The following is a 20,679-nucleotide window of genomic DNA, read 5'->3' as shown; positions in this document are numbered from 1 at the left end:
AGAGTTTATGTACGAACTCAACAGCGGGCTGATTGCCGGCATATTGTTTGTTTCAATGGCGCTGGTTATTGAGCTGGGCTACCGACGCGGCCGCAAGATCCAGTCGATGTCAGACGAGCCCTCCAAGGCCCACGTCAATGCTATTCAGGGCTCGTTGATCGGGATACTGGCCCTGCTCCTCGGCTTCACCTTTTCCCTGGCATTGCAGCGCTTCGATAATCGCAGCGAAGCGGTGGTCGATGAGGCCAATGCGATTGGCACGGCTTACCTGCGTGCCCACTTGTTGCCCGAGCCTGCGCGCACCGACTCAGTCAATAAACTGCAGAGTTACCTGAGCCTGCGCATTCGCACCGGCAATCTCGATTTGGCTAAGCCTTATCAGCGCCGGGCGATGCTGACGCAGGCAGCAGACTTGCAAAGCCAGCTGTGGTCGTATGCCCTCAAAGCCGCGCAAGAGCAGCCGAATCCGGTGACTACCGGGCTGTATATTCAGGCGCTCAACGAAATGATCGATTCGTACGGCACACGTGATGCCGCGCTCAATCGCCATGTTCCGGAGATTGTGCTGGGGCTGCTCTACATCACGTTTCTGATGGCGGGGGTTATTGTCGGTTACACGGCCGGAATGTCTGGGCACCGCGCCTCATTTGCGACCTACATCATGGTCGGTTTGATCGTGCTGCTGGTGTTCTTGATCATCGACCTCGACCGCCCTCGGCGCGGCCTGATCCAGGTCGACCATAAGAGTCTGGTCGACCTGGAATCGAGCTTGTATGACCCGAAGACCAGCAGCGGTTATCTAAAAACCATGCCCGGCAGTGGCGTGCCGCGCTAACTCAGCGGAACGGCGGCTCATCAAAGCTGCGCAGTTTGCGTGAGTGCAACGAGTTGAGCTGGCTGCGCAGCATGTCCAGAGCCGTAATGCCGATGTGCAGATGCTGGGTCACGGCGCGCTCGTAGAACGCACCCGCCGCGCCGGGCAGTTTGATTTCACTGTGCAGCGGCTTGTCCGATACGCACAACAACGTGCCGTAAGGCACACGCAGTCGATAGCCTTGGGCGGCAATGGTGCCGCTTTCCATGTCTACGGCAATGGCCCGCGCCAGGTTGATTAACGGTCGTTCCTGCGCCCAGCGCAGCTCCCAGTTGCGATCGTCGTACGTCAGAACAGTGCCGGTTCGCAGGCGTTTTTTCAGCTCATCGCCGCGCTCACCGGTCACCACTGCAGCCGCTTCCTGCAATGCCAACTGCACTTCAGCCAAGGCCGGCAGCGGGATGTTCGGCGGCAGCACCCGATCCAGAATCCCGTCGCGACGCATGTAGGCGTGGGCGAGCACGTAATCACCAATGTTCTGCGACTGGCGCAAGCCGCCGCAGTGACCAATCATCAGCCAGCAATGCGGGCGCAGTACCGCCAGGTGATCGGTAATGTTCTTGGCGTTGGATGGCCCAACCCCGATATTCACCAAGGTAATGCCATCGCCGTCGCCGGCCAGCAAGTGATAAGCCGGCATCTGATAACGATGCCAGACAACGCCGCCGATAATCGCCTGCATCTCGCCTTCGGACATTCCCCGTTCAATCTTCACGTTGCCCGGCAAGATCATGTGGGTAAAACGCGAATCGCCGACCAGCATGTCGAGGCCGTGGCGGATGAACTGATCAACATAGCGGTGGTAGTTGGTCAGCAAAATCCACGGCTGCACGTGGCGCCAGTCACTGCCGGTGTAATGCACCAGACGGCGCAGCGAGAAGTCCACACGAGCAGCATCGAACAGCGCCAGCGGCATGCTCTCCATGCTTTCCCAGTCGGTCAGGCCGTCGGCATTGTTGTCGGTAGCAGCCGACAGGTCGGTACTCGGAAAGACCCGCGCCAGCTCGGCGGCAGTGACGCCCGAGCCTGCCAGTTCATCGCCCTGCTCGACCACATACGGATAAGGAATATTCTGCTCGCTGATGCCCACCTCAACCCGCAAGGTGTAGTCGTGCATCAGCGGGCGCAGCTGCTCCAGCAGGTATTTACGAAACGCTGCCGGGTGCGTAACCGTCACGCTATAAGTGCCAGGCACTTGCACCTTGGCGAAGGCGCGCACAGACGCGGGCACCTCGCCCTGACACAAGTACGTCAGGCGCAACTCGGGGTAGCGATACTGACAGTGGTTTTCAGCATCCGGTTTAACCCGATCCTTGAGATACGCTTTTAGCGCCCGGCTCAAACCATGGGTTGCCTGCTGATGCAACTCAGCAAGGCGATCCACCGCCTCTTCGGGACTGCTGACAATAATGAAATCATCTGAACATGGACGCATGGCGATTCTTCCTGACTGAACGTGCAGGCTAATATTGCACCTGAGTGTGGCAGCTAAGCCAGTGCCTCTAATTATTTGACCCGCCGGCAAGCGCCTCTTAGAATCGCGGCCCGCACACTTTTCATCCCAGTACGCACCATGAGCATTTCACTGCGCTTCCCCCCATTAGCACCGACCGCGCTGTTGGCGTGTCCGCGTGCCTGGCCGGCGGATGCCAAGCTCAAACGTCGTCGCAGCGTACTCTTCGCCTTCACCTTCTCGCCTCACACACTCAGCGCCTGAGCCCGACGCACACCTGCGTATACGCCACACCCAAGGCGTAGCGGCTGCAATTTGCTCACATTTTTACTTTGCGCCGCGCTGCGCAGTTTTTTTTATCTTGGCTGGTCCCGGCAATTGAACCGGGGCGGAGAACGTGATGAATCGCTGGTTACTGGTTGTACTTATTTTTGCCGTTTCCGTGGTAGGCCTGAGCATGGGCCTGACATTGCCACTGGTGTCGTTGCGCCTGCTTGAGGCCGGCGCATCGCCCCTGCAAATCGGTATTCTTTCGGCGATGCCAGCGGCGGGGATGATTCTTTCCGCATTCATGGTCGCTCCGCTGTGCCGGCGCTTCAGTGGCCGCCACTTGTACCTGATGTGCTTCGCCCTCTGCGCAGCCAGTTGCAGCGCCATCGAATGGCTGCCGGACTCGCTGGGCTGGCTCGCTGCCGCCCGTTTGACGCTGGGCGTGGGCATGGGCGTTGCGGTGATTCTGGGCGAGTCCTGGGTCAATGAATTGTGCGATGAAAACAAGCGCGGCCAGATTGTCGCCCTGTACGCCGCCTGTTTCACCGGCTGCCAGTTGTTTGGCCCCACACTCATTGGCGTGCTGGGCACACAAAGCCTGTGGCCAATCGCCGTGGTTACCGGGTGTAATCTGCTGGCACTGTTGGCGGTGTGGCTGTATCTGCCCGCCGACTGGAGTGAGGCCGAACACGAACAAACCAAGACGTTCTCGTTGGCGGGCTTCATCAGAGTAGCGCCGGCGCTGTGTACGGGCGTGTTGTTCTTCGCCTTTTTCGACAGTGTGGTGCTCTCGCTGTTTCCGGTTTATGCCAGCAGTCACGGCTATGCCGTCGGCATTGCCGCGTTCATGGTGACCATAATTCTGCTCGGTGACATGACGTTTCAGGTGCCACTTGGCTGGCTGTCGGATCGTTGCGAGCGCAGCCATCTGCATCTTGCCTGTGGTGTCATGGCGTTACTGATCGGCTGCGCATTGCCCTGGCTGATTGGCCACCCGAGCGTATTGTGGCCGGCGCTGGTCATACTCGGTGCAGTGGCTGGCGGGGTTTATACGCTGGCCTTGGTGCGCATCGGCGAGCGCTTCAGCGGGGCCGAACTGGTCACCGCCAACGCCAGTGTCGGCATGCTCTGGGGCGTCGGCAGTCTGATCGGGCCACTGCTCAGCGGCAGCCTGATGGGCCTTGGCCCGCAGGGTTTGCCATTGGCCCTGAGCCTGGCGGCGGCCTTGTTTGTGGTCACGGCCATTGGCAGTAAAAAGACTCTGCGAGTTGCACGCTCTGCCTGACGACTCGAAAGATTAATCGCCTGAAACGCAAAGAAGCTGACACGTGTCAGCTTCTTTGTTTGCGGCAAGGCTCAGGCGAAATGCGGCGAGCTGCGTGCGACCAGCGCCTCTGCATCCACGCCACGCGGCAAGGTGCCGTAAACGCGACCACCGTCACCCAGCCGGCTGGCAATAAAGCCGTCGGAGACTGTCGCATTGCCCGCCTCCAGCAGCAATTTGGCCTGCAAGCCTACCGCCACGTCTTCGGTGAGCTGGCGCGCGCGATACTGAATATCGTCGGTGTCCTTGAAGGCGCTGTGCACCTTGGCAATGTGCGCTTTGAGGCGTGCATCGCCATGACCATCGCCCAATTCGTGGAACAGCGCATCAAGCACGCCTTGCTCCTTGGACAGCGCGCGCAGCACATCCAGACACTGAACATTGCCCGAGCCTTCCCAAATCGAGTTGACCGGAGCTTCGCGGTACAGGCGCGGTAAAATGGTGTCTTCCACATACCCGGCACCCCCGAGGCATTCTTGCGCCTCGTTGATCATCGCCGGCGCACGTTTACAGATCCAATACTTGCCGATGGCCGTTACCAGCCGGGCAAACTTCTGCTCCTGCGCATCGTTCGGATTATCCAGCGCCTTGCCCATACGCAGCGTCAACGCCAGCGCGGCTTCGCTTTCCAGCGCCAGATCGGCCAGCACGTTTTGCATCAGCGGCTGATCAGCCAGCAGCTTGCCGCCTACTTTGCGGTGCGCGCAGTGATGCGCAGCCTGCGTCAGCGCCTGACGCATCAGCGCGCTGGAGCCGATCATGCAATCGAAACGGGTCAGCGAAACCATCTCGATAATGGTCGGAACCCCACGGCCTTCTTCACCGACCATCCAGGCAAAAGCGCCCCGGTATTCCACTTCGCTGGAGGCGTTGGACCAGTTGCCCAGCTTGTTTTTCAGGCGCTGGATATAGAACTCGTTACGCGTGCCATCCGGGCGGTGGCGCGGCAGCAGGAAGCAAGTCAGGCCCTTGTCGGTTTGCGCCAAGGTCAGGAACGCATCGCACATCGGCGCCGAACAGAACCATTTATGGCCAACCAGTTCATACGCCTGACCCGGCCCCGGCGTGCCGACAGGATAGGCGCGCGTGGTGTTGGCGCGCACATCCGTTCCGCCCTGCTTCTCGGTCATGGCCATGCCGATGGTGGCGCCGGTTTTCTGCTCGATCGGCAGGTTACGCGGGTCGTACTGTGTAGACAGGATTTTCGGCAACCAAATACGCGCAACGTCAGGCTGCAACTGCAGCGCCGGAACGCTTGCGTAGGTCATGGTCAGCGGGCAGCCGCTACCGGCCTCTGCCTGACTGTGCAGATAGCTCAGGCCCGCGCGGGCAACCTGTGCTCCATCACGCGGCTCGGTCCACGGCGCAGATGGCAGACCATGCTCAATCGCCGCACTCATCAGCTGATGGTACGAGGGATGAAATTCAACCAGATCGATGCGGTGACCATAACGGTCATGGCTTTTGAACACGGGCTTGTTTTCGTTGGCGAGAAAGCCGGCGGCCATCAGCTCGCCACCGGCCAGTGCGCCATAAGCATCCAGCCGGTCGTGTGCCCAACCCGCACCAAAGCGTCGGGTCCACTCTTGTAACGGCAGGTCCACACGGTACAGATTGGCGCCATCCAACGGTGGCACCTGATTGAACACTTCGTGGGTTTCAGCCTGTAATTCAACGCTCATGATAGGGCTCCTTGGCGCCAACGGCACGCAAACAAAAGGTGACTAAACTGTGGCTCACATCGGCCAGTTGCAGGCTCTGCTGGCCGGCTTCGCGGGCCGAGCGGGCATTCGGTGACAACGGGCCTACCAGTGATTCGGCAATTGCACCGACCAGGCAGGCGGCTGCCAGAGCGTAATGGCTGACGTCGAAAACGCCCTGCTCCGTACCTTCGCGCAACAGATCAGTGAATAATTGAGCATAGGCTTCGCGGAAGATCAGACGCTGTTCATCGACCTCTGGCTCGACCGGCTCGGCGATGAGTGCGTACGCCAGCTGTCGGCTGCTCCAGGCCCGGGCGGCGAACTGCTCCAAGCCATTAACCAGACGCTCGACCGGTGTGCCGCCGAGGGCGAGTGTCTGGTTGAGCGCGTTGATTTCATGCTGACTGGCGCGGGCAAACAGCTGGGCCGCCAGCTCGCCCTTGCTGCGGAAGTGGCGGTACAAGCTACCGGTAGCAACGCCGGCATCTTCGGCCAGAGCCTGCATGGTCAGCGCGGCAAAGCCACCCTCGGTGACGCGTGTGTGCGCGCACAACATAATGCGCTCACGCAATGCTTGATCGCGGCTGATACGCTGCGCCGTGGTGCGATAGGCCATAATCTGAATCCTGATTCACTTAATGCCAGTGAATCAGGATTCAGAGTAATGAGATAGCGGCATTTGCGCCAAAAGACCCATTATCTGCGCCGCAAACTGCGCTCAATAATGCGCAATGTGACGCTGCGCTAGTAGGGGCGGGTCAACAGCCAGGCCTGCAAAAGCTGGCGCAATTGCTCGAAGTTAAGCGGCTTGGCCAAATAGTCACTCATGCCTGCGGCCAGACAGCGATCACGGTCGCCGGCCTGACTGTGCGCCGTCACGGCCAGCACGGGCAGCTCTTGGCACGCGGGCATTTGACGCAACGCCCGGCAAACGGCAAAGCCATCCATACCCGGCATCTGACAGTCGAGTAATACGCCATCGATGCGCTCGCGACGCAGCACCTCCAGCGCTTCGGCGCCGCTGCCGGCAGTAAGCACCTGATAGCCCAGTTTGAGCAGCATGCCGCGAATGACCAACTGGTTGATCGGATCATCTTCAACCACTAAGACTTTGCAGTGCTGCGGCTCGCGAATCGACGGTAACGTTTGCCGTGCATGCGGCGTAGCATTTTCTGCCGTTGGCAAATCCATCAGCACGTCCAGCGTGAAGCAGCTGCCGCGCTCGGCCTGCGGTTGATAACTGAGATGGCCCTTGAGCAAGTCGGCCAATTGCTGGCAAATCGACAAGCCGATGCCCAGTCCGCCGTATTGCCGGGTGAGCGAGCCGTCCTGCTGCCAAAACGACTGAAACACTTGCCCCGGCGTGTCCACTTCAATGCCGGCGCCGGTGTCGATCACCCGAAAACTCAACGCTTGCAACGACTCGCTGTTGGCCGGTGCAACGCCGCGCACGACGGATAAGCAGACCGAGCCTGTGGCAGTGAACTTGATGGCATTGTCGAGCAGGTAGGTGAGCGCACGCTTGAGTTTGTCGGCGTCCCCTTCGAGGGTGTCGAGCAGCGTTTCATCCACGTCGAGCTTGAACTGCAGATTCTTCTCACTGGCCCTGCCGGCATGGAGTTGGTACAGATCATTGAGCAGGCCGCGCAGACTGAACACGCGTTTTTTCAGGTGCAGCTTGCCGGCCTGGAGTTCGGTGTGCACCAGAATATCGTTGACCATGTGCATCATGTCACGCGCAGAGGCGGCGGCAGTTTGCTGATACTGCTGAGCCTCGTTGTCGAGCTCCAGGGTTTTTAACAGCTCCAGAGAACCGATAACGCCATTCATTGGCGTACGCAACTCATGCGTTACCGTCGCCAGGAATTCATCCTTGAGCCGGTTACTGGTCGCCAGTTGACTGTTCAACGCAGCCAGTTGTGAGGTCGACTGCTGAAGAATCCGCGCGCGCTCTTCCTTTAAGGTGTTGATGCGGTCAGCCAGCGCCAGAGACAACAACGCGACCTCCAGTGCCGAGCCAATCTGGCTCGCGTACATGGTCAGGAATACGTTGGGCAGGAAGCCCAGCACCATCAGGGTGTTGACCATGCCGCCGATTAAGAATGTCGACCAGGCCACGATGAAGTAACGCGCAACGCGCATGCCACGCAGCCCGGCGATAATTCCGGCGGCGAAAATCACCACGATAAACACCAGCGACAGCCCGGTAGCCAGCCGCAACGACAAGGCATAGCTGTTGGTGAGGGCAATGAACATCACACCGGCGCCGGCCAGCATCATGGTCATCAGACAACGATCCACCCAGCGACTGTGCAGCCGGGTTTGCAGAAAGCTGCGGGCGAACTGGCTGCCGAACAGGACCGCCGAGCCGATCAACAAGGGCGTGGAAATGTTGGCCCACCACGGATTATCGGGCCACAGGTACTGCACGCCAGCGCCATTTACCGACACTTGATACATGCCGAACGAGGCGATGTAGAGAATGTAATAGAGGTAGCTGACGTCGCGAACGCTGAAGAAGATGAACAGGTTGTAGATCATCATCACCAGCAGCACGCCGTAGATGATGCCCAGCACATAAATGTGCTCAGGTTGAGACTCAATAAAAGCGGTGGTCGACCACAGGGTCAACGGCACCTGAATCGAGCCCTGACTCTCGACCCGCAAGTAGTAACGGGTCGACTCGCCGGCTGGCAAGTGCAGTGCGTAGAGGTAATTGTGTTGTTTAATCTGCCGACTGCTGAACGGCAAAGCATCGCCACTGCGCTGCAGCAAGGTGTAGCCGCCCTGCTCGTCACGGCCATACAAGTCGACATGGTCGAGCGGCGGATACGCCAGCTCCAACAGCCAGGTACGATCTCTGACCACCTTCTGCGGCTGGTAATCCAGATCAATACGCAGCCAAAACACCGAACGCGAATAACCCGCATTCAGTACGTTTTTATCATGCGCTCGAAAACTTCCGGCCATGGCAGGCGAATCGATATCGTCGATCTTCAACTCACCGCGCACATCTTCGAATACCGAAATTTGCGGGCCAAGGGTCAACGATTCGGTTGTCTCGTCAAAGACCACCGCACTGGCAAATGTTGGCAGAACCGCCAATAACAGCATCACGATAAAACGCATACAGCCCGTCACAGCCTAAATGAAAGTGATATCGCCGTGCGCAGGGGCACGGTAACTGCCAAGGTCGGCAAAAGCCCGACACTCTAGCACAGCCTTTAGAGAGTTAAATGCGCATTGCTGCCTGCCGCGCCTGCGCTTTGATTTCAGGGCCAAACCACGGCCTTGTGCAGCCGCTGCAGAACAATTTGCTGATGCCTAAAAGGGCGCAAATCGTTTGATTAATGATAAGCTCGCGCTCCATGAAAACACCGACCTCACGCCCCGTAGTGCTTTGCGTGTCTGGCCATGACCCCAGTGGCGGCGCCGGACTGCAAGCCGATATTGAAGCCCTGCTCGCCCAAGGCTGTCACGCCGCGCCTACCGTGACAGCTCTGACCGTGCAGGATACCGTCAACGTATCTGACTTCCGCGTGCTCGACCGCGAGTGGGTTCTGGCGCAAGCAAACGCTGTGATTGCCGACTTGCCCGTAGAGGCGATCAAGCTGGGCATGCTGGGTTCGGTGGAGATGGTCGAAACCGTCCTCGAAATCAAAAACAGCCTGCCCAATGTGCCCATGGTCTGCGACCCGGTACTGCGCGCAGGCGGCGGCGGTGCGCTGGGCAAGGATGAAGTCGGCTACGCCATGCGCGAACGTCTGTTCCCGGCATCGCTGATCGCCACACCGAATCTGCCCGAGGCGCGAATTCTCGCCGAGCTGCCTGAAGGCACTGCTGATGAGTGCGCTGAAAAACTTCTGCCCTTCATCAAGCACCTGCTGATCACCGGCGGTCACGGTGATGAGAAGGAAGTGCACAATCGCCTGTACTCACGCGACGGCAGCCAGCACACCTTTACCTGCCAGCGCCTGCCCGGCAGTTACCATGGTTCGGGCTGCACGCTGGCCAGCACATTGGCCGGACGCATCGCGCTGGGCGAGGAATTGGTCAGCGCCGTGAAGTCGGCACTCGACTACACCTGGCGTACGCTGCGTGATGCCGAGCAACCGGGCCACGGCCAATACATTCCGCGGCGCCTGCCATTGGATGCAAGCTGAAGGAGGGTATCTGATGAAACTGCAGGGACTCTACGCAATCACCGACAGCCAACTGCTGGCTGACGGCAAAATGCTGCCTTATGTAGAGGCTGCGCTGCGCGGCGGCGTGACACTGCTGCAGTACCGCGATAAATCCAGCGATGACGCCAAGCGTCTGCGTGAAGCCCAGGAACTGCGTGATCTGTGTGAGCGCTACGGCGCCAGCCTGATCATCAATGACGACGCCGAACTGGCAGCGCGCCTCGACGTCGGCCTGCATTTGGGCCAGGGTGATGGCTCACTCGCCGCCGCCCGCGCACTGCTCGGCCGCAAGGCTATTATCGGTGTGACCTGCCACGCGCAGGTCGAACTGGCGGAAATCGCCGCCACCGAAGGCGCCAGCTACGTCGCCTTTGGCCGGTTCTTCAATTCCAACACCAAGCCCGGCGCACCTGCCGCCAGCATCCAGACCCTGACCGAGGCCAAATCGCGCTGCCACCTGCCGATTGTCGCCATTGGCGGCGTAACGCAGGACAACGCCGGGCAATTGATTAGCGCCGGCGCCAGCATGATTGCCGTGGTACACGCCCTGTTCGCAGCCGAGAGCAGCGATGAGGTCGAATCCCGTGCCCGCGCCTTCAGCGATCTGTTTGCCACTGTCTGATTAATTACGGGCGCCAACCGCGCCCTGTTCACACTTTTTGAGAGGCCATTATGTCCCGTTCGGAAACCCTGTTTGCCAATGCCCAGAAGCACATTCCTGGCGGGGTAAACTCACCGGTCCGCGCATTCAAAAGCGTCGGCGGCACACCGCTGTTCTTCAAAAGCGCACTGGGCGCCTACATTACCGATGAAGACGACAAGCAGTATGTCGATTACGTCGGCTCCTGGGGCCCGATGATCCTTGGCCACAGCCACCCGCAAGTGCTTGATTCGGTGCGCAACCAGCTTGAACACGGCTTGTCGTTTGGCGCGCCGACCGCCATGGAAACCGAAATGGCGGATCTGGTCTGCGAGCTGGTTCCATCCATGGAAATGGTGCGCATGGTCAACTCCGGCACCGAAGCCACCATGAGCGCTATCCGTCTGGCGCGTGGCTTTACCGGCCGCGACTCAATCGTCAAATTTGAGGGCTGCTACCACGGCCACTCCGACAGCCTGCTGGTAAAAGCCGGTTCCGGCGCACTGACTCAGGGCGTGCCAAGCTCTGCCGGCGTTCCTGCCGACTTTGCCAAACACACCCTGACGCTGCCCTTTAACAATATTGAAGCGGTTAAAGAGTGCCTGGAGAAATCGGGTCAGAACATCGCCTGCATCATCGTTGAGCCGGTAGCCGGCAACATGAACTGCGTACCGCCGGCCCCGGGCTTTCTGGAAGGCCTGCGCGAGCAGTGCGACAAGCACGGCGTGGTGCTGATTTTTGACGAAGTCATGAGCGGCTTCCGCGTATCCCTCGGCGGCGCGCAAGCGTATTACGGCGTGACGCCGGACCTGACCACGTTCGGCAAGATCATCGGCGGCGGCATGCCGGTTGGCTGCTTCGGCGGCAAGCGCGAGATCATGAGCCACATTGCCCCGCTGGGCCCGGTTTATCAGGCCGGTACGCTGTCGGGTAACCCGCTGGCAATGGCCGCAGGCCTGACCACTCTGCGCCTGATCAAGCGTCCTGGCTTCCATGACGAGCTGACTGACTACACCAGCCGCTTGCTGGCGGGCCTCAAAGAGCGCGCACAAGCTGCCGGTATCGACTTTGTCACGACTCAGGCAGGCGGTATGTTCGGCCTGTACTTCTGCGACAAGCCAGACATCATCAGCTTTGAAGACGTCATGAGCAGCGACATCAATCGCTTCAAGCGCTTCTTCCACCTGATGCTTGAGGGCGGCGTGTACCTGGCACCGAGCGCCTTCGAAGCCGGTTTCACCTCCATCGCCCATGGCGACGCCGAGTTGAAGCTGACACTGGACGCGGCAGAAAAAGCCTTCGCGCAGATGCAGAACGACTAATGGGCGAAACCTCGCTACTGCTCGGCGCTGCACTGGCGCTGGTGTGTGCCAGCAGCGCGGTGGCAATTGCCCTGACGCGTAAACTGCACACCGAAGGCGATCAGGCGGGACTGTTCTGCGCCCTGCTCGGCTTTGCCATTGCAGCGGCGGCCGGTGCCAGCATTGCGCTGCCCGGCGCGCAGTCGGCGTTGCTCTGGCTGAGCCAGGCGGCGCAGTTTCTGGCGCTGCCGCTGATCGCCGCTGCCGCGCTGGCACTGAGCCGGAGCTGGACGTGGAGCCGGCCGAACTGGGGCCGAATCCTGCTCGGCCTGTGCGCTTTCTTCGAGTTATTCCGGCAAATGCACCAGTTGGAGAACTACCGCCTGCTGATCAGCGTGATCAGCTTGCTGCTGATTGTCTATGCTGGAGCTGTACAGTGGCCGCGCCGAATGCCGGCATTGTTAGGTGTTGCCTCAGCCGGATTGCTGTTATTGGCCGGCTTGAGCGCCGCTAACCGGCTGAACCCGGGCCTGATCAGCGCTAACAATCTGACCTTGCTACTGCTGACACCGGCCTCTGCGCTGCTGGCGAGATTGTTAGTAATCCTACCGGGACAGCGCAAACCGGAGTAAAACTAGGCAAGGACACGTAGGCAGAGCAGAAATATGGCAAAGGCTTTGTATCAACCGCCCCGCTTATTTCATAATGTGCTGCACAGCTCAATTTTCAGGCATTGCGCCTACCGCCTACCCTCGAGGTAATTGGATTTTCATGAAATGCTCCGGCCGCACCCTGGTACTGGGATGCTTGCTGCTTTTGCCTTTATACGCATCTGCAGACGGAAACTCTTTACTGATTCCGGCAACGGGCAGCTGCTCGCTTAATACGGCGCCTGAAGACCTGCCAAATGCCCTGACGGCGTGCCGTCAGGCAGCGCAGAACGGCGACCGTCAGGCTCAATTCGAACTGGGCGAGTATTTCTATGACGGTAAGCGCACCCCGCGTGACCTTTCGCAAGCACTCAACTGGTTCCAGCAGGCCTCGCTGCAAGGCCATGCGCAGGCGCAATATCGTCTGGGCATGATGTTTTATCGCGGTGAAGGTGTGCCGGCGAATAACGTGCAGGCTTATATCGTTCTGAAAATGGCCGAGATCAATGGCTCGGATGACGCCATGGACAGCGCCGACCTGCTCTCTGAGCAAATGCAGCGCAAAGAACTCGAAACCGCCAGCCAGGTGCTGGGGCAGATATTCCGCAATTATCTGCAGGAGCTGCAGAATCAGGCCGGAAGTTCACCCTTCGCGCCTCTGCCTTGAACCCTGAAACCCTGAAACCCTGAAACCCTGAAACCGACCGTTCAGGGTTTACTGTCTACGCGCCAACCAGCAAGCTGTGTTACTTCTCGGGCATCGGCATCGGGAACGGCATGACATTACCGCTCGCCTTGGCTTCGCTGATCTTCGGCGTGCCCAACCGCTCGACTTCATCAATGCGGATAATCGAGTGCATGGGCACAAAGCTGCGCACTACGCCATCAAACTGCGCCTTGAGCTTCTCTTCACTCGGATCAACCACTACCTGGGTGCGTTCACCGAAGATGAACTCTTCAACTTCAAGGAAGCCCCACAGATCACTCTGAAAGATCTGCTTGGCGTACATCTCGAAGACCTGTCCCTGATTGAGGAAAATGACCTTATAAATAGGCTCGCGCTTGCTCATGAGTGGCAGTCTGGACTGTGAAAATTGGAGGGCGCAAATCATAGCACAGCCATCGAGCAGTCAATGCTAGGAACACAACCCCATGCGCCTTATAATGTGCGGTTCGTCGAATCACTCTTTGAGCCCGCATGACCAAGAAGCTTTATATCGAAACCCACGGTTGCCAGATGAACGAGTACGACAGCTCGCGCATGATCGACCTGCTGGGCGAACATCAAGCACTGGAAGTCACGAAACGCCCTGAAGATGCGGACGTGATCCTGCTCAACACCTGCTCCATCCGCGAGCGGGCCCAGGACAAGGTTTACTCCCAGCTCGGCCGCTGGCGTGAACTGAAACTGGAAAACCCCGATCTGGTAATCGGTGTTGGCGGCTGCGTGGCCAGTCAGGAAGGTGAGGCCATTCGTGACCGCGCGCCCTATGTAGACGTAGTGTTCGGCCCGCAAACCCTGCACCGTTTGCCCGAAATGATTAACGCGGCGCGCACCACCAAGTTGCCGCAAGTGGATATCTCATTCCCGGAAATCGAGAAATTCGACCGCTTGCCAGAGCCGCGTATCGATGGCCCGACCGCTTATGTCTCGGTCATGGAAGGGTGCAGCAAGTACTGCACATTCTGCGTTGTGCCGTATACCCGTGGCGAAGAAGTCAGCCGCCCGCTGCGCGACGTGCTATCGGAAATCGTCCATCTGGCTGAAAACGGCGTGCGCGAAGTCACCCTGCTCGGCCAGAACGTCAACGGTTATCGCGGCGAGACCAGCAATGGCCAGATCGCCGACTTTGCCGAGTTGCTGTATGCCGTCGCGGCAATCGACGGGATCGACCGGATTCGCTACATGACCTCACACCCGCTGGAGTTCTCCGATGCGCTGATTCAAGCGCATGCGGATATTCCAGAGTTGGTGAAGTACCTGCATTTACCGGTGCAGTCCGGTTCTGACCGGATTCTGGCGGCCATGAAGCGCAACCACACCGCGCTTGAGTACAAGTCGCGCATCCGTAAATTGAAGGCCGTGGTGCCGGATATTCTGATCAGCTCCGACTTCATTATTGGTTTCCCCGGCGAAACCGAAAAAGACTTCGAGCAGACCATGAAGCTGATTGAAGACGTGCGCTTCGACTTCTCCTTCTCGTTCGTCTACAGCGCCCGCCCCGGCACACCGGCTGCGGATCTGGCCGACGACACGCCCGAAGAGCTGAAAAAGCAGCGCCTGAAAATCCTGCAGGACCGCATCAGCCAGATTGGTTCGGAAAACAGCCGGCGCATGGTTGGCAGTGTGCAACGCATTCTGGTCAGCGACTACTCGCGCAAAGACCCGGGCATGTTGCAGGGCCGCACCGAGAGTAATCGGGTGGTCAACTTCCGCTGCGATAATCCGGGCCTGATCGGCCAATTCGTCGACGTCATGATTGATAGTGCTCAGCCCTACTCACTTCGTGGATCTCTGCTCAACTGACAAGAGTGCCCGACAGAACCTTTTGCGATCCGGCTGCAACAACGGATTTCACCCTACGCGGCAAGCAGGCCAGCGGTACTTTTCCGCCCGCTGCATGTCGCGTAGTCTGAATCTGCCCAGATCGCGAAAAGGCGCCTGCCATCTGCCGCTTTCGCGCGCCAGCTGGTAGGGTTATTCTTGACTCATCACCCAGCCGACTGGCGGCCAAAAGACAACCTTGAATACACCTATAGAACCTAATCGTTTTGTCCTCGAACCCTTTGAATCAGAGCGGTTCGCCAACCTTTGTGGCCAATTTGACGAAAACCTGCGCCTGATCGAAGAGCGCATGGCCATCGAGATCCGCAATCGCGGCAATCAATTCGAGCTGGTCGGCGAACCCGAGCAGACCAAAATTGCCGAGCAGTTGCTGCGGCGCTTGTACCGCGAAGCCAAATCCAGCGAACTGTCACCAGACACCGTGCACCTGTTCCTGCAGGAATCCGGTCTGGAAGAGATGGCGAACCCGGTGGCAACAGCCAGCGTAGCCTTGCGCACCCGTAAGGGCATGATTCGCCCGCGCGGTATTAATCAGCAGGCTTACGTCAAATCGATTCTTGAGCACGACATCAACTTCGGCATTGGCCCGGCCGGTACGGGTAAAACCTATCTGGCAGTGGCCTGCGCAGTCGATGCGCTCGAACGTGAACAGATTCGCCGCATTCTGCTGGTTCGCCCCGCGGTTGAGGCCGGTGAAAAACTCGGCTTCCTGCCGGGCGACCTGTCGCAGAAAATCGACCCGTATCTGCGCCCGCTGTATGACGCACTGTACGAGATGCTTGGTTTCGAGCAAGTGGCACGGCTGATCGAAAAACAGGTGATTGAAGTAGCGCCACTGGCTTACATGCGTGGCCGTACGCTGAATAACAGCTTCATCATTCTCGACGAAAGCCAGAACACCACGCTGGAACAGATGAAGATGTTCCTCACGCGTATCGGCTTCGGCTCAACCGCAGTCATCACCGGTGACATTACTCAGGTCGACTTGCCGCGTGGCACAAAGTCCGGTCTGACCCACGTGATCGAAGTGCTGCGCGATGTGCCTGGCATCAGCTTCACCCACTTCAAGCCCAAGGACGTGGTGCGCCACCCGCTGGTTCAACGCATTGTTGAAGCCTACGAGCGCTTCGACAGCCAGGCCGAAAAGAAATCGAGCGATGAGCGCAATAATGGCAATGCTTGAACTCGACCTGCAAATTGCCAGTGACGCGCCCGACCTGCCCAGCGAAGAGCAGTTCCGCAGTTGGTGCAGCGCTGCCCTCAAGCAGCGCACGGCTGATTCGGAGCTAACCATCCGTTTGGTCGATGAACCTGAAGGGCGTGAACTCAATCACACCTATCGCCAGCGCGATTACGCCACAAATGTGCTTTCATTCCCTGCAGATGTTCCAGACGAGATGCTCGACATCCCGCTGCTGGGTGATCTGGTCATTTGCGTGCCGGTAGTGGCGCGTGAAGCGGTCGAGCAGAACAAGAGCCTTGAGTCGCACTGGGCGCACCTGGTGATTCATGGCTGCTTGCATCTGCTCGGTTATGACCATATTGAAGACGATGAAGCGCTCGAGATGGAAAGTCTCGAACAAGTTTTAATGGCTGAACTGGGTCACCCGGACCCGTACGCCGACCATGATTGATACACCCATTGCATGATCTCCCACCTAGAAAGGATCCTGAGTAAAACGCCATGAGCGAAGACCGATCGAGCAACGAGCAAAAGACCTGGCTGGACAAGCTGACTCAGGCTTTTGCTCATGAGCCGAAAAACCGCCAGGAGCTCCTCGAAGTCCTTCGAGAAGCGCATCAAAACAAACTGCTCGACAGTGAGGCACTGGCAATCGTCGAAGGCGCCATCCAGGTCGCGGACTTGCAAGTTCGCGACATCATGGTCCCCCGCTCACAGATGATCAGCATCAAATCGACCCAGACGCCTAAAGAGTTTCTGCCCTCGATCATTGATGCCGCGCACTCGCGCTACCCGGTAATCGGCGAAAGCCTGGATGATGTCATCGGCATCCTGCTGGCCAAGGATCTGCTCCCGCTGATCCTAGTTGAAGACCAGCAGAGCTTCAACATCAAGGATCTGCTGCGTCCTGCCACCTTCGTCCCTGAGTCGAAACGCCTGAATGTGCTGCTGCGCGAATTCCGCGCCAACCACAATCACATGGCCGTGGTGATCGACGAGTACGGCGGTGTTGCCGGACTGGTGACCATCGAGGACGTGCTTGAGCAGATCGTCGGCGACATCGAAGATGAGCACGACGTCGAGGAAGACAGCTACGTCAAACCACTGCCCAGCGGTGATTTCCTGGTCAAGGCACTGACGCCGATCGACAACTTCAACGAGGCGTTCGACACCGCGTTCTCGGATGACGAGTTCGACACCGTAGGCGGCCTGGTCATGAGTGCGTTCGGGCATTTGCCCAAGCGCAATGAAGTCACCGAAATCGGCGGTTTCCGCTTCCGCGTCCTCAACGCCGACAGCCGTCGGTTGCACCTGCTCCGGCTGACACCGCTCAGCCACTAAGCAATGCGCTCTCTGCGCAGGTCCCCCTGCGCAGAGACTGGCGCTGCGTCCTGCAGCCGCCCCGCTGAATACACATCTTTACACCCTCATGCTTGCTCTCGACTGCCCGATGGCGCTAGCCTCCTGCGGTCTTATTACTGCCAAGGATTAAACATGCGCTGGATCACCTCTGCTGGCTGGCCGGGCAACCTGATTGCACTGGCCGCAGGTGCCGCGACAACGCTGGCACTGGCGCCATTCAATATCTGGCCGCTGGCGATTGTGGTTATCGCACTGTTCTACCTTGGCCTGCGCACGCTGAATCCGCGACAGGCGTTGTGGCGTGGCTGGTGGTTTGGTTTCGGCTTATACGCCGCAGGCACCAGCTGGGTATATGTCAGCATCCACCAATTCGGCGATGCCAGTCCGGCACTGGCCGGCGCACTAACGCTGGCGTTCGTCGCCGCACTCGGCGCATTCTTCGCCCTGCCCGCCTGGCTGTGGGCTCGCTGGTTGCGTCGCGACGAAGCGCCACTGGCAGACGCCCTGGCCTTTGCTGCGCTCTGGGTTGCGCAAGAAGCCTTTCGCGGCTGGTTCCTGACCGGCTTCCCCTGGCTCTATTCAGGCTACAGCCAACTCACCGGCCCGCTGTCGGGGCTGGCGCCGCTGGGCGGGGTCTGGCTGATTTCGTTTGCCCTGGCGCTGACGGCAACCTTGTTGGTCAATCTGTATTCACTGCGCACACGCCTGAGCTTTTTGGCGGCAGCGATTGTGCTGCTGGCCGCGCCTTGGGTCGCGGGCTTCAGCCTCAAGCATCACCAATGGACGACAGCGGTTGGCCAGCCACTGAAGGTGATGACCATTCAAGGCAACGTGCCGCAGAACATGAAGTGGGACCCGGAGCAACTGGATGCGCAACTGTCGCTGTATCGTGACCTGACGTTCCAGTCCAAACCCGCCGACCTGATTGTCTGGCCGGAAACCGCCGTACCGATTCTGAAAGAGCGCGCCAGTGGTTATTTGAGCGTGATGGACAAGTTCGCCAATGACCGCAATGCCGCGCTGATTACCGGCGTACCGCTGCGTCAGGCCAATGCGCAAGGCGATCAGCGTTATTACAACGCGGTAACGGTGGTTGGCCAGGGCAGCGGCGACTATCTCAAGCAGAAGCTGGTGCCGTTTGGCGAATACGTGCCGCTGCAGGATGTTCTGCGCGGCCTGATCGCCTTCTTCAACCTGCCCATGTCCGACTTCGCGCGCGGCAGCGCAGACCAGCAGCTGCTGCAGGCCAAGGGCTACAGCATTGCCACTTACATTTGCTACGAAGTGGTATATCCAGAGTTCGCTGCAGGGCTGGCGGCGCAGAGCCAGCTGCTGCTGACTGTGAGTAACGACGCCTGGTTCGGTGACTCAATTGGCCCGCTGCAACACCTGCAGATGGCGCAGATGCGCGCACTCGAAGCGGGCCGCTGGATGATCCGCGCCACCAATAACGGCATGACTGGCTTGATCAACCCGTTCGGCGAAATCACCCTGCAACTGCCGCAATTTAAACGCGCCGTCATGTACGGCCATGTGCAGCCTGTTGAAGGGCTGACGCCTTACCTGCAATGGCGCTCGTGGCCGCTGATCATCCTCTGCGGGCTGATCTTCGGCTGGGCGCTGCTGGCAGCTCGCATGGCTAAAACGGTTTAAGCGCTATTCACCGGGTTCGCTGGCGTAGACCAATGGATACGCCAGCAGCCCGACTGCCTCGTTGAACAGCAGAGTGTTGCGCCAAAGCGCCCTGCCATCCGGCAACCAGCCGCCCAAGGGCTCGCCGTTGGCCACACTGAAAAAGCCGAAAGGCGCCGGCACCACATCGAAACCGGCCTGCTCGAAACACCAGACCGCACGCTGCATGTGCCAGGCCTGAGTGACCAGAACAATGCGCTTAACCCCTTGCGGCTGTAGCAGCTCAGCACTGCGCTGGGCATTTTCCCAAGTCGTGCGACTCTGGCCTTCTTGCCAGCGCGCCTGCAAACCGTAATCGACCGCCAACTGCTCAGCCATGATCTGCGCCTCGCTTGGCGGCGTGCCGTAATGCAGGCCGCCACTGGTGGCAATTGGCAGCGCGCTGGCGCGAGACAACCGCGCCGCGTAGCGAACGCGTTCCTGCGCGAACCAGCTTGACTGATCCGCGCCCCACGCCGGATCTCCACGCTGCCGACCGCCGCCCAACACCACAATCGCATCCGCCTTTTCACCCAGACTGGCCCATTCATCGAGCTGAATCGCCGGCTGGCGCTCAATCCCGCGCGCCGACCACTCGACCACCACCGGCAAACTCATCAGCCAGATTCCGGCAAAGCCACCGACAAAGCAGGCAGACGCCAAACGCGGGGCGCGCCGACGCAACCGCCAGGCAAGCAAGATCAGCAGCAGGAAGATGCCGGGCGGTAATAACAGATGCTTGAGAATATAACGAAACGCCATGCACACCTCCGAGATGCGCAAAGGCTATCAGGCGCAGTGCATCAACTCGAAGGAAAATTGCTCGGCGATTGCGCCAATAAAGGCGTGGTGATTAACCCTGATTAACGCGTGCTTCAGCCGGTCTGATTAGCCCGAAACAGTTGCGAACCACACTCGCAGCACGCACGCACGCCGCCGGGCTGAAAATCCGCAGGAACCCCGCACATTGCACAACACAGCGGCTGCCGGCGCCGGGTGAAGGTTTTGCTGCGCAGCTCGACTTTACCCAGAGGTTTGCCAGCCAGCCCGTTGAGCCGCGATTTGCGCAGCGGCAAATGCTCAAGCATCGCCAACTCTTCGGCCGCCGCATGCCAGCCGCGCAACCAATTGAGGTCGTGATCCATGTACGCCTTGATCAGCTCCACCTCGGAGGGCGACAGGCCACGCAATTCCAGTTCATCGGGCGGCTCGGCCCGATGACCACGCAATGAATGCGCCTCGTCCAACGCCAGTTCAAGGCGCTGCAATAGCCGCTCATAGAGCCCGCCTCGCGCCTCGGTCTGTCGCAGTCCTGCCATTGGGTCACCTCATCATGAGCTAAACGTCTAAGTCCTAAATCAAGCTTAGCGCTCACCCTGCTGGCAGGTAGATGCTGCGACCAACGGCGGATTTCAGGATGTGACAGCGGCCCTTTGAGCAATCAGGTTTCCCACTATTGCGAGGGGTCATGTATGCTACGTCGTTTCCTGAACGAGTG

Annotated in this window: 20 protein-coding genes; 13 read left to right on the top strand and 7 right to left on the bottom strand. The window is 59.2% G+C overall.

Annotated features, from left to right (window positions below; translation table 11 throughout):
- Positions 1-7: 7 nt before the first annotated feature.
- Positions 8-835 (top strand): hypothetical protein, encoded by an 828-nt coding sequence (locus FEZ62_RS13720; RefSeq protein WP_172928222.1) that lies wholly within the window; start codon positions 8-10, stop codon positions 833-835.
- 1 nt (position 836) lies between these two features.
- Here the strand turns inward: FEZ62_RS13720 and amn are convergent, their stop codons facing one another.
- A complete protein-coding gene (amn, locus tag FEZ62_RS13715; RefSeq protein WP_150547530.1) occupies positions 837-2,309 on the bottom strand; it encodes an AMP nucleosidase in 1,473 nt (490 codons plus the stop codon).
- A 138-nt stretch (positions 2,310-2,447) separates the two neighbouring features.
- Between amn and FEZ62_RS13710 the strand changes: the two genes are divergently transcribed.
- Positions 2,448-2,591 (top strand): hypothetical protein, encoded by a 144-nt coding sequence (locus tag FEZ62_RS13710; RefSeq protein WP_170827774.1) that lies wholly within the window; start codon positions 2,448-2,450, stop codon positions 2,589-2,591.
- A 136-nt stretch (positions 2,592-2,727) separates the two neighbouring features.
- Entirely contained in the window at positions 2,728-3,882 is a 1,155-nt protein-coding gene (locus FEZ62_RS13705; protein WP_172928220.1) for an MFS transporter, read from the top strand.
- A gap of 71 nt (positions 3,883-3,953) precedes the next feature.
- Here the strand turns inward: FEZ62_RS13705 and FEZ62_RS13700 are convergent, their stop codons facing one another.
- The 3 genes from FEZ62_RS13700 to FEZ62_RS13690 all read right to left on the bottom strand — a co-directional run bounded on the left by FEZ62_RS13700 (position 3,954) and on the right by FEZ62_RS13690 (position 8,753).
- Positions 3,954-5,603, bottom strand: a complete 1,650-nt coding sequence (locus FEZ62_RS13700) for an acyl-CoA dehydrogenase family protein (protein ID WP_069900773.1) — start codon at positions 5,601-5,603, stop codon at positions 3,954-3,956.
- Positions 5,593-6,240 carry a TetR/AcrR family transcriptional regulator gene (locus FEZ62_RS13695; protein WP_172928218.1) on the bottom strand — a complete coding sequence of 216 codons (648 nt, stop codon included), beginning with the start codon at positions 6,238-6,240 and terminating at the stop codon, positions 5,593-5,595. The genes FEZ62_RS13700 and FEZ62_RS13695 overlap by 11 nt, the downstream gene beginning before the upstream one ends.
- A 128-nt stretch (positions 6,241-6,368) precedes the next feature.
- A complete protein-coding gene (locus FEZ62_RS13690) occupies positions 6,369-8,753 on the bottom strand; it encodes a hybrid sensor histidine kinase/response regulator (protein WP_172928215.1) in 2,385 nt (794 codons plus the stop codon).
- A gap of 239 nt (positions 8,754-8,992) precedes the next feature.
- On the opposite strand from FEZ62_RS13690, the gene FEZ62_RS13685 reads away from it, so the two are divergent.
- The 5 genes from FEZ62_RS13685 to FEZ62_RS13665 all read left to right on the top strand — a co-directional run bounded on the left by FEZ62_RS13685 (position 8,993) and on the right by FEZ62_RS13665 (position 13,066).
- Complete coding sequence (locus FEZ62_RS13685) at positions 8,993-9,787, top strand: hydroxymethylpyrimidine/phosphomethylpyrimidine kinase (protein ID WP_069900770.1); 795 nt, start codon at positions 8,993-8,995, stop codon at positions 9,785-9,787.
- Between the two features lie 13 nt (positions 9,788-9,800).
- Positions 9,801-10,430 (top strand): thiamine phosphate synthase, encoded by a 630-nt coding sequence (gene thiE / locus FEZ62_RS13680; RefSeq protein WP_172928213.1) that lies wholly within the window; start codon positions 9,801-9,803, stop codon positions 10,428-10,430.
- A gap of 50 nt (positions 10,431-10,480) precedes the next feature.
- Positions 10,481-11,770, top strand: a complete 1,290-nt coding sequence (gene hemL, locus FEZ62_RS13675) for a glutamate-1-semialdehyde 2,1-aminomutase (protein WP_172928211.1) — start codon at positions 10,481-10,483, stop codon at positions 11,768-11,770.
- A complete protein-coding gene (locus FEZ62_RS13670; RefSeq protein ID WP_172928209.1) occupies positions 11,770-12,381 on the top strand; it encodes a hypothetical protein in 612 nt (203 codons plus the stop codon). The genes hemL and FEZ62_RS13670 overlap by 1 nt, the downstream gene beginning before the upstream one ends.
- Positions 12,382-12,520: 139 nt before the next feature.
- Positions 12,521-13,066 (top strand): tetratricopeptide repeat protein, encoded by a 546-nt coding sequence (locus FEZ62_RS13665; RefSeq protein ID WP_069900766.1) that lies wholly within the window; start codon positions 12,521-12,523, stop codon positions 13,064-13,066.
- Between the two features lie 79 nt (positions 13,067-13,145).
- Here the strand turns inward: FEZ62_RS13665 and FEZ62_RS13660 are convergent, their stop codons facing one another.
- On the bottom strand, positions 13,146-13,469 hold the full coding sequence (locus FEZ62_RS13660; protein ID WP_069900765.1) for a DUF1820 family protein: 324 nt from the start codon (positions 13,467-13,469) through the stop codon (positions 13,146-13,148).
- A 128-nt stretch (positions 13,470-13,597) separates the two neighbouring features.
- Here FEZ62_RS13660 and miaB point away from each other — a divergent pair, with 128 nt between their 5' ends.
- From miaB to lnt, 5 genes are all read left to right on the top strand, one after another.
- Positions 13,598-14,926: a tRNA (N6-isopentenyl adenosine(37)-C2)-methylthiotransferase MiaB gene (gene miaB, locus FEZ62_RS13655; RefSeq protein ID WP_069900764.1), complete on the top strand. Its 1,329-nt coding sequence runs from the start codon at positions 13,598-13,600 to the stop codon at positions 14,924-14,926.
- A 217-nt stretch (positions 14,927-15,143) separates the two neighbouring features.
- Positions 15,144-16,148, top strand: coding sequence for a PhoH family protein (locus FEZ62_RS13650; protein ID WP_069900763.1), 1,005 nt, complete (start codon positions 15,144-15,146; stop codon positions 16,146-16,148).
- Positions 16,141-16,599, top strand: coding sequence for an rRNA maturation RNase YbeY (gene ybeY / locus FEZ62_RS13645; protein ID WP_090514765.1), 459 nt, complete (start codon positions 16,141-16,143; stop codon positions 16,597-16,599). Before FEZ62_RS13650 ends, ybeY begins: the two co-directional genes overlap by 8 nt.
- Before the next feature lie 50 nt (positions 16,600-16,649).
- Complete coding sequence (locus FEZ62_RS13640) at positions 16,650-17,489, top strand: HlyC/CorC family transporter (protein ID WP_069900762.1); 840 nt, start codon at positions 16,650-16,652, stop codon at positions 17,487-17,489.
- A gap of 153 nt (positions 17,490-17,642) precedes the next feature.
- The gene (gene lnt, locus FEZ62_RS13635; RefSeq protein WP_172928207.1) at positions 17,643-19,163 is read left to right on the top strand and encodes an apolipoprotein N-acyltransferase; all 1,521 of its coding nucleotides are present in this window, start codon (positions 17,643-17,645) and stop codon (positions 19,161-19,163) included.
- Positions 19,164-19,166: 3 nt separating this feature from the next.
- Here lnt and FEZ62_RS13630 read toward each other — a convergent pair whose 3' ends face one another.
- Positions 19,167-19,943 carry a YdcF family protein gene (locus FEZ62_RS13630; RefSeq protein ID WP_172928205.1) on the bottom strand — a complete coding sequence of 259 codons (777 nt, stop codon included), beginning with the start codon at positions 19,941-19,943 and terminating at the stop codon, positions 19,167-19,169.
- A 113-nt stretch (positions 19,944-20,056) separates the two neighbouring features.
- Entirely contained in the window at positions 20,057-20,500 is a 444-nt protein-coding gene (locus FEZ62_RS13625) for a hypothetical protein (protein ID WP_150547540.1), read from the bottom strand.
- Positions 20,501-20,679 lie beyond the last annotated feature (179 nt).

Source organism: Pseudomonas sp. MS19 (assembly GCF_013277615.1).
In the GTDB taxonomy this organism is placed as follows: Bacteria; Pseudomonadota; Gammaproteobacteria; order Pseudomonadales; family Pseudomonadaceae; genus Aquipseudomonas; species Aquipseudomonas marincola.
Note: the sequence above shows the minus strand (reverse complement) of the source record. Positions and strands in the feature narration are given on the sequence as shown.

Excerpts from the sequence above, each read along its gene's own strand:
- ybeY (WP_090514765.1), top strand. The coding sequence starts at position 16,141 with ATGCTTGAACTCGACCTGCAAATTGCCAGTGACGCGCCCGACCTGCCC.
- FEZ62_RS13630 (WP_172928205.1), bottom strand. The coding sequence starts at position 19,943 with ATGGCGTTTCGTTATATTCTCAAGCATCTGTTATTACCGCCCGGCATC.
- FEZ62_RS13705 (WP_172928220.1), top strand. The coding sequence starts at position 2,728 with ATGAATCGCTGGTTACTGGTTGTACTTATTTTTGCCGTTTCCGTGGTA.
- FEZ62_RS13710 (WP_170827774.1), top strand. The coding sequence starts at position 2,448 with ATGAGCATTTCACTGCGCTTCCCCCCATTAGCACCGACCGCGCTGTTG.
- miaB (WP_069900764.1), top strand. The coding sequence starts at position 13,598 with ATGACCAAGAAGCTTTATATCGAAACCCACGGTTGCCAGATGAACGAG.
- FEZ62_RS13685 (WP_069900770.1), top strand. The coding sequence starts at position 8,993 with ATGAAAACACCGACCTCACGCCCCGTAGTGCTTTGCGTGTCTGGCCAT.
- thiE (WP_172928213.1), top strand. The coding sequence starts at position 9,801 with ATGAAACTGCAGGGACTCTACGCAATCACCGACAGCCAACTGCTGGCT.
- FEZ62_RS13665 (WP_069900766.1), top strand. The coding sequence starts at position 12,521 with ATGAAATGCTCCGGCCGCACCCTGGTACTGGGATGCTTGCTGCTTTTG.
- FEZ62_RS13660 (WP_069900765.1), bottom strand. The coding sequence starts at position 13,469 with ATGAGCAAGCGCGAGCCTATTTATAAGGTCATTTTCCTCAATCAGGGA.
- FEZ62_RS13720 (WP_172928222.1), top strand. The coding sequence starts at position 8 with ATGTACGAACTCAACAGCGGGCTGATTGCCGGCATATTGTTTGTTTCA.
- FEZ62_RS13640 (WP_069900762.1), top strand. The coding sequence starts at position 16,650 with ATGAGCGAAGACCGATCGAGCAACGAGCAAAAGACCTGGCTGGACAAG.
- FEZ62_RS13625 (WP_150547540.1), bottom strand. The coding sequence starts at position 20,500 with ATGGCAGGACTGCGACAGACCGAGGCGCGAGGCGGGCTCTATGAGCGG.
- hemL (WP_172928211.1), top strand. The coding sequence starts at position 10,481 with ATGTCCCGTTCGGAAACCCTGTTTGCCAATGCCCAGAAGCACATTCCT.
- FEZ62_RS13695 (WP_172928218.1), bottom strand. The coding sequence starts at position 6,240 with ATGGCCTATCGCACCACGGCGCAGCGTATCAGCCGCGATCAAGCATTG.
- lnt (WP_172928207.1), top strand. The coding sequence starts at position 17,643 with ATGCGCTGGATCACCTCTGCTGGCTGGCCGGGCAACCTGATTGCACTG.
- FEZ62_RS13690 (WP_172928215.1), bottom strand. The coding sequence starts at position 8,753 with ATGCGTTTTATCGTGATGCTGTTATTGGCGGTTCTGCCAACATTTGCC.
- FEZ62_RS13670 (WP_172928209.1), top strand. The coding sequence starts at position 11,770 with ATGGGCGAAACCTCGCTACTGCTCGGCGCTGCACTGGCGCTGGTGTGT.
- FEZ62_RS13700 (WP_069900773.1), bottom strand. The coding sequence starts at position 5,603 with ATGAGCGTTGAATTACAGGCTGAAACCCACGAAGTGTTCAATCAGGTG.
- amn (WP_150547530.1), bottom strand. The coding sequence starts at position 2,309 with ATGCGTCCATGTTCAGATGATTTCATTATTGTCAGCAGTCCCGAAGAG.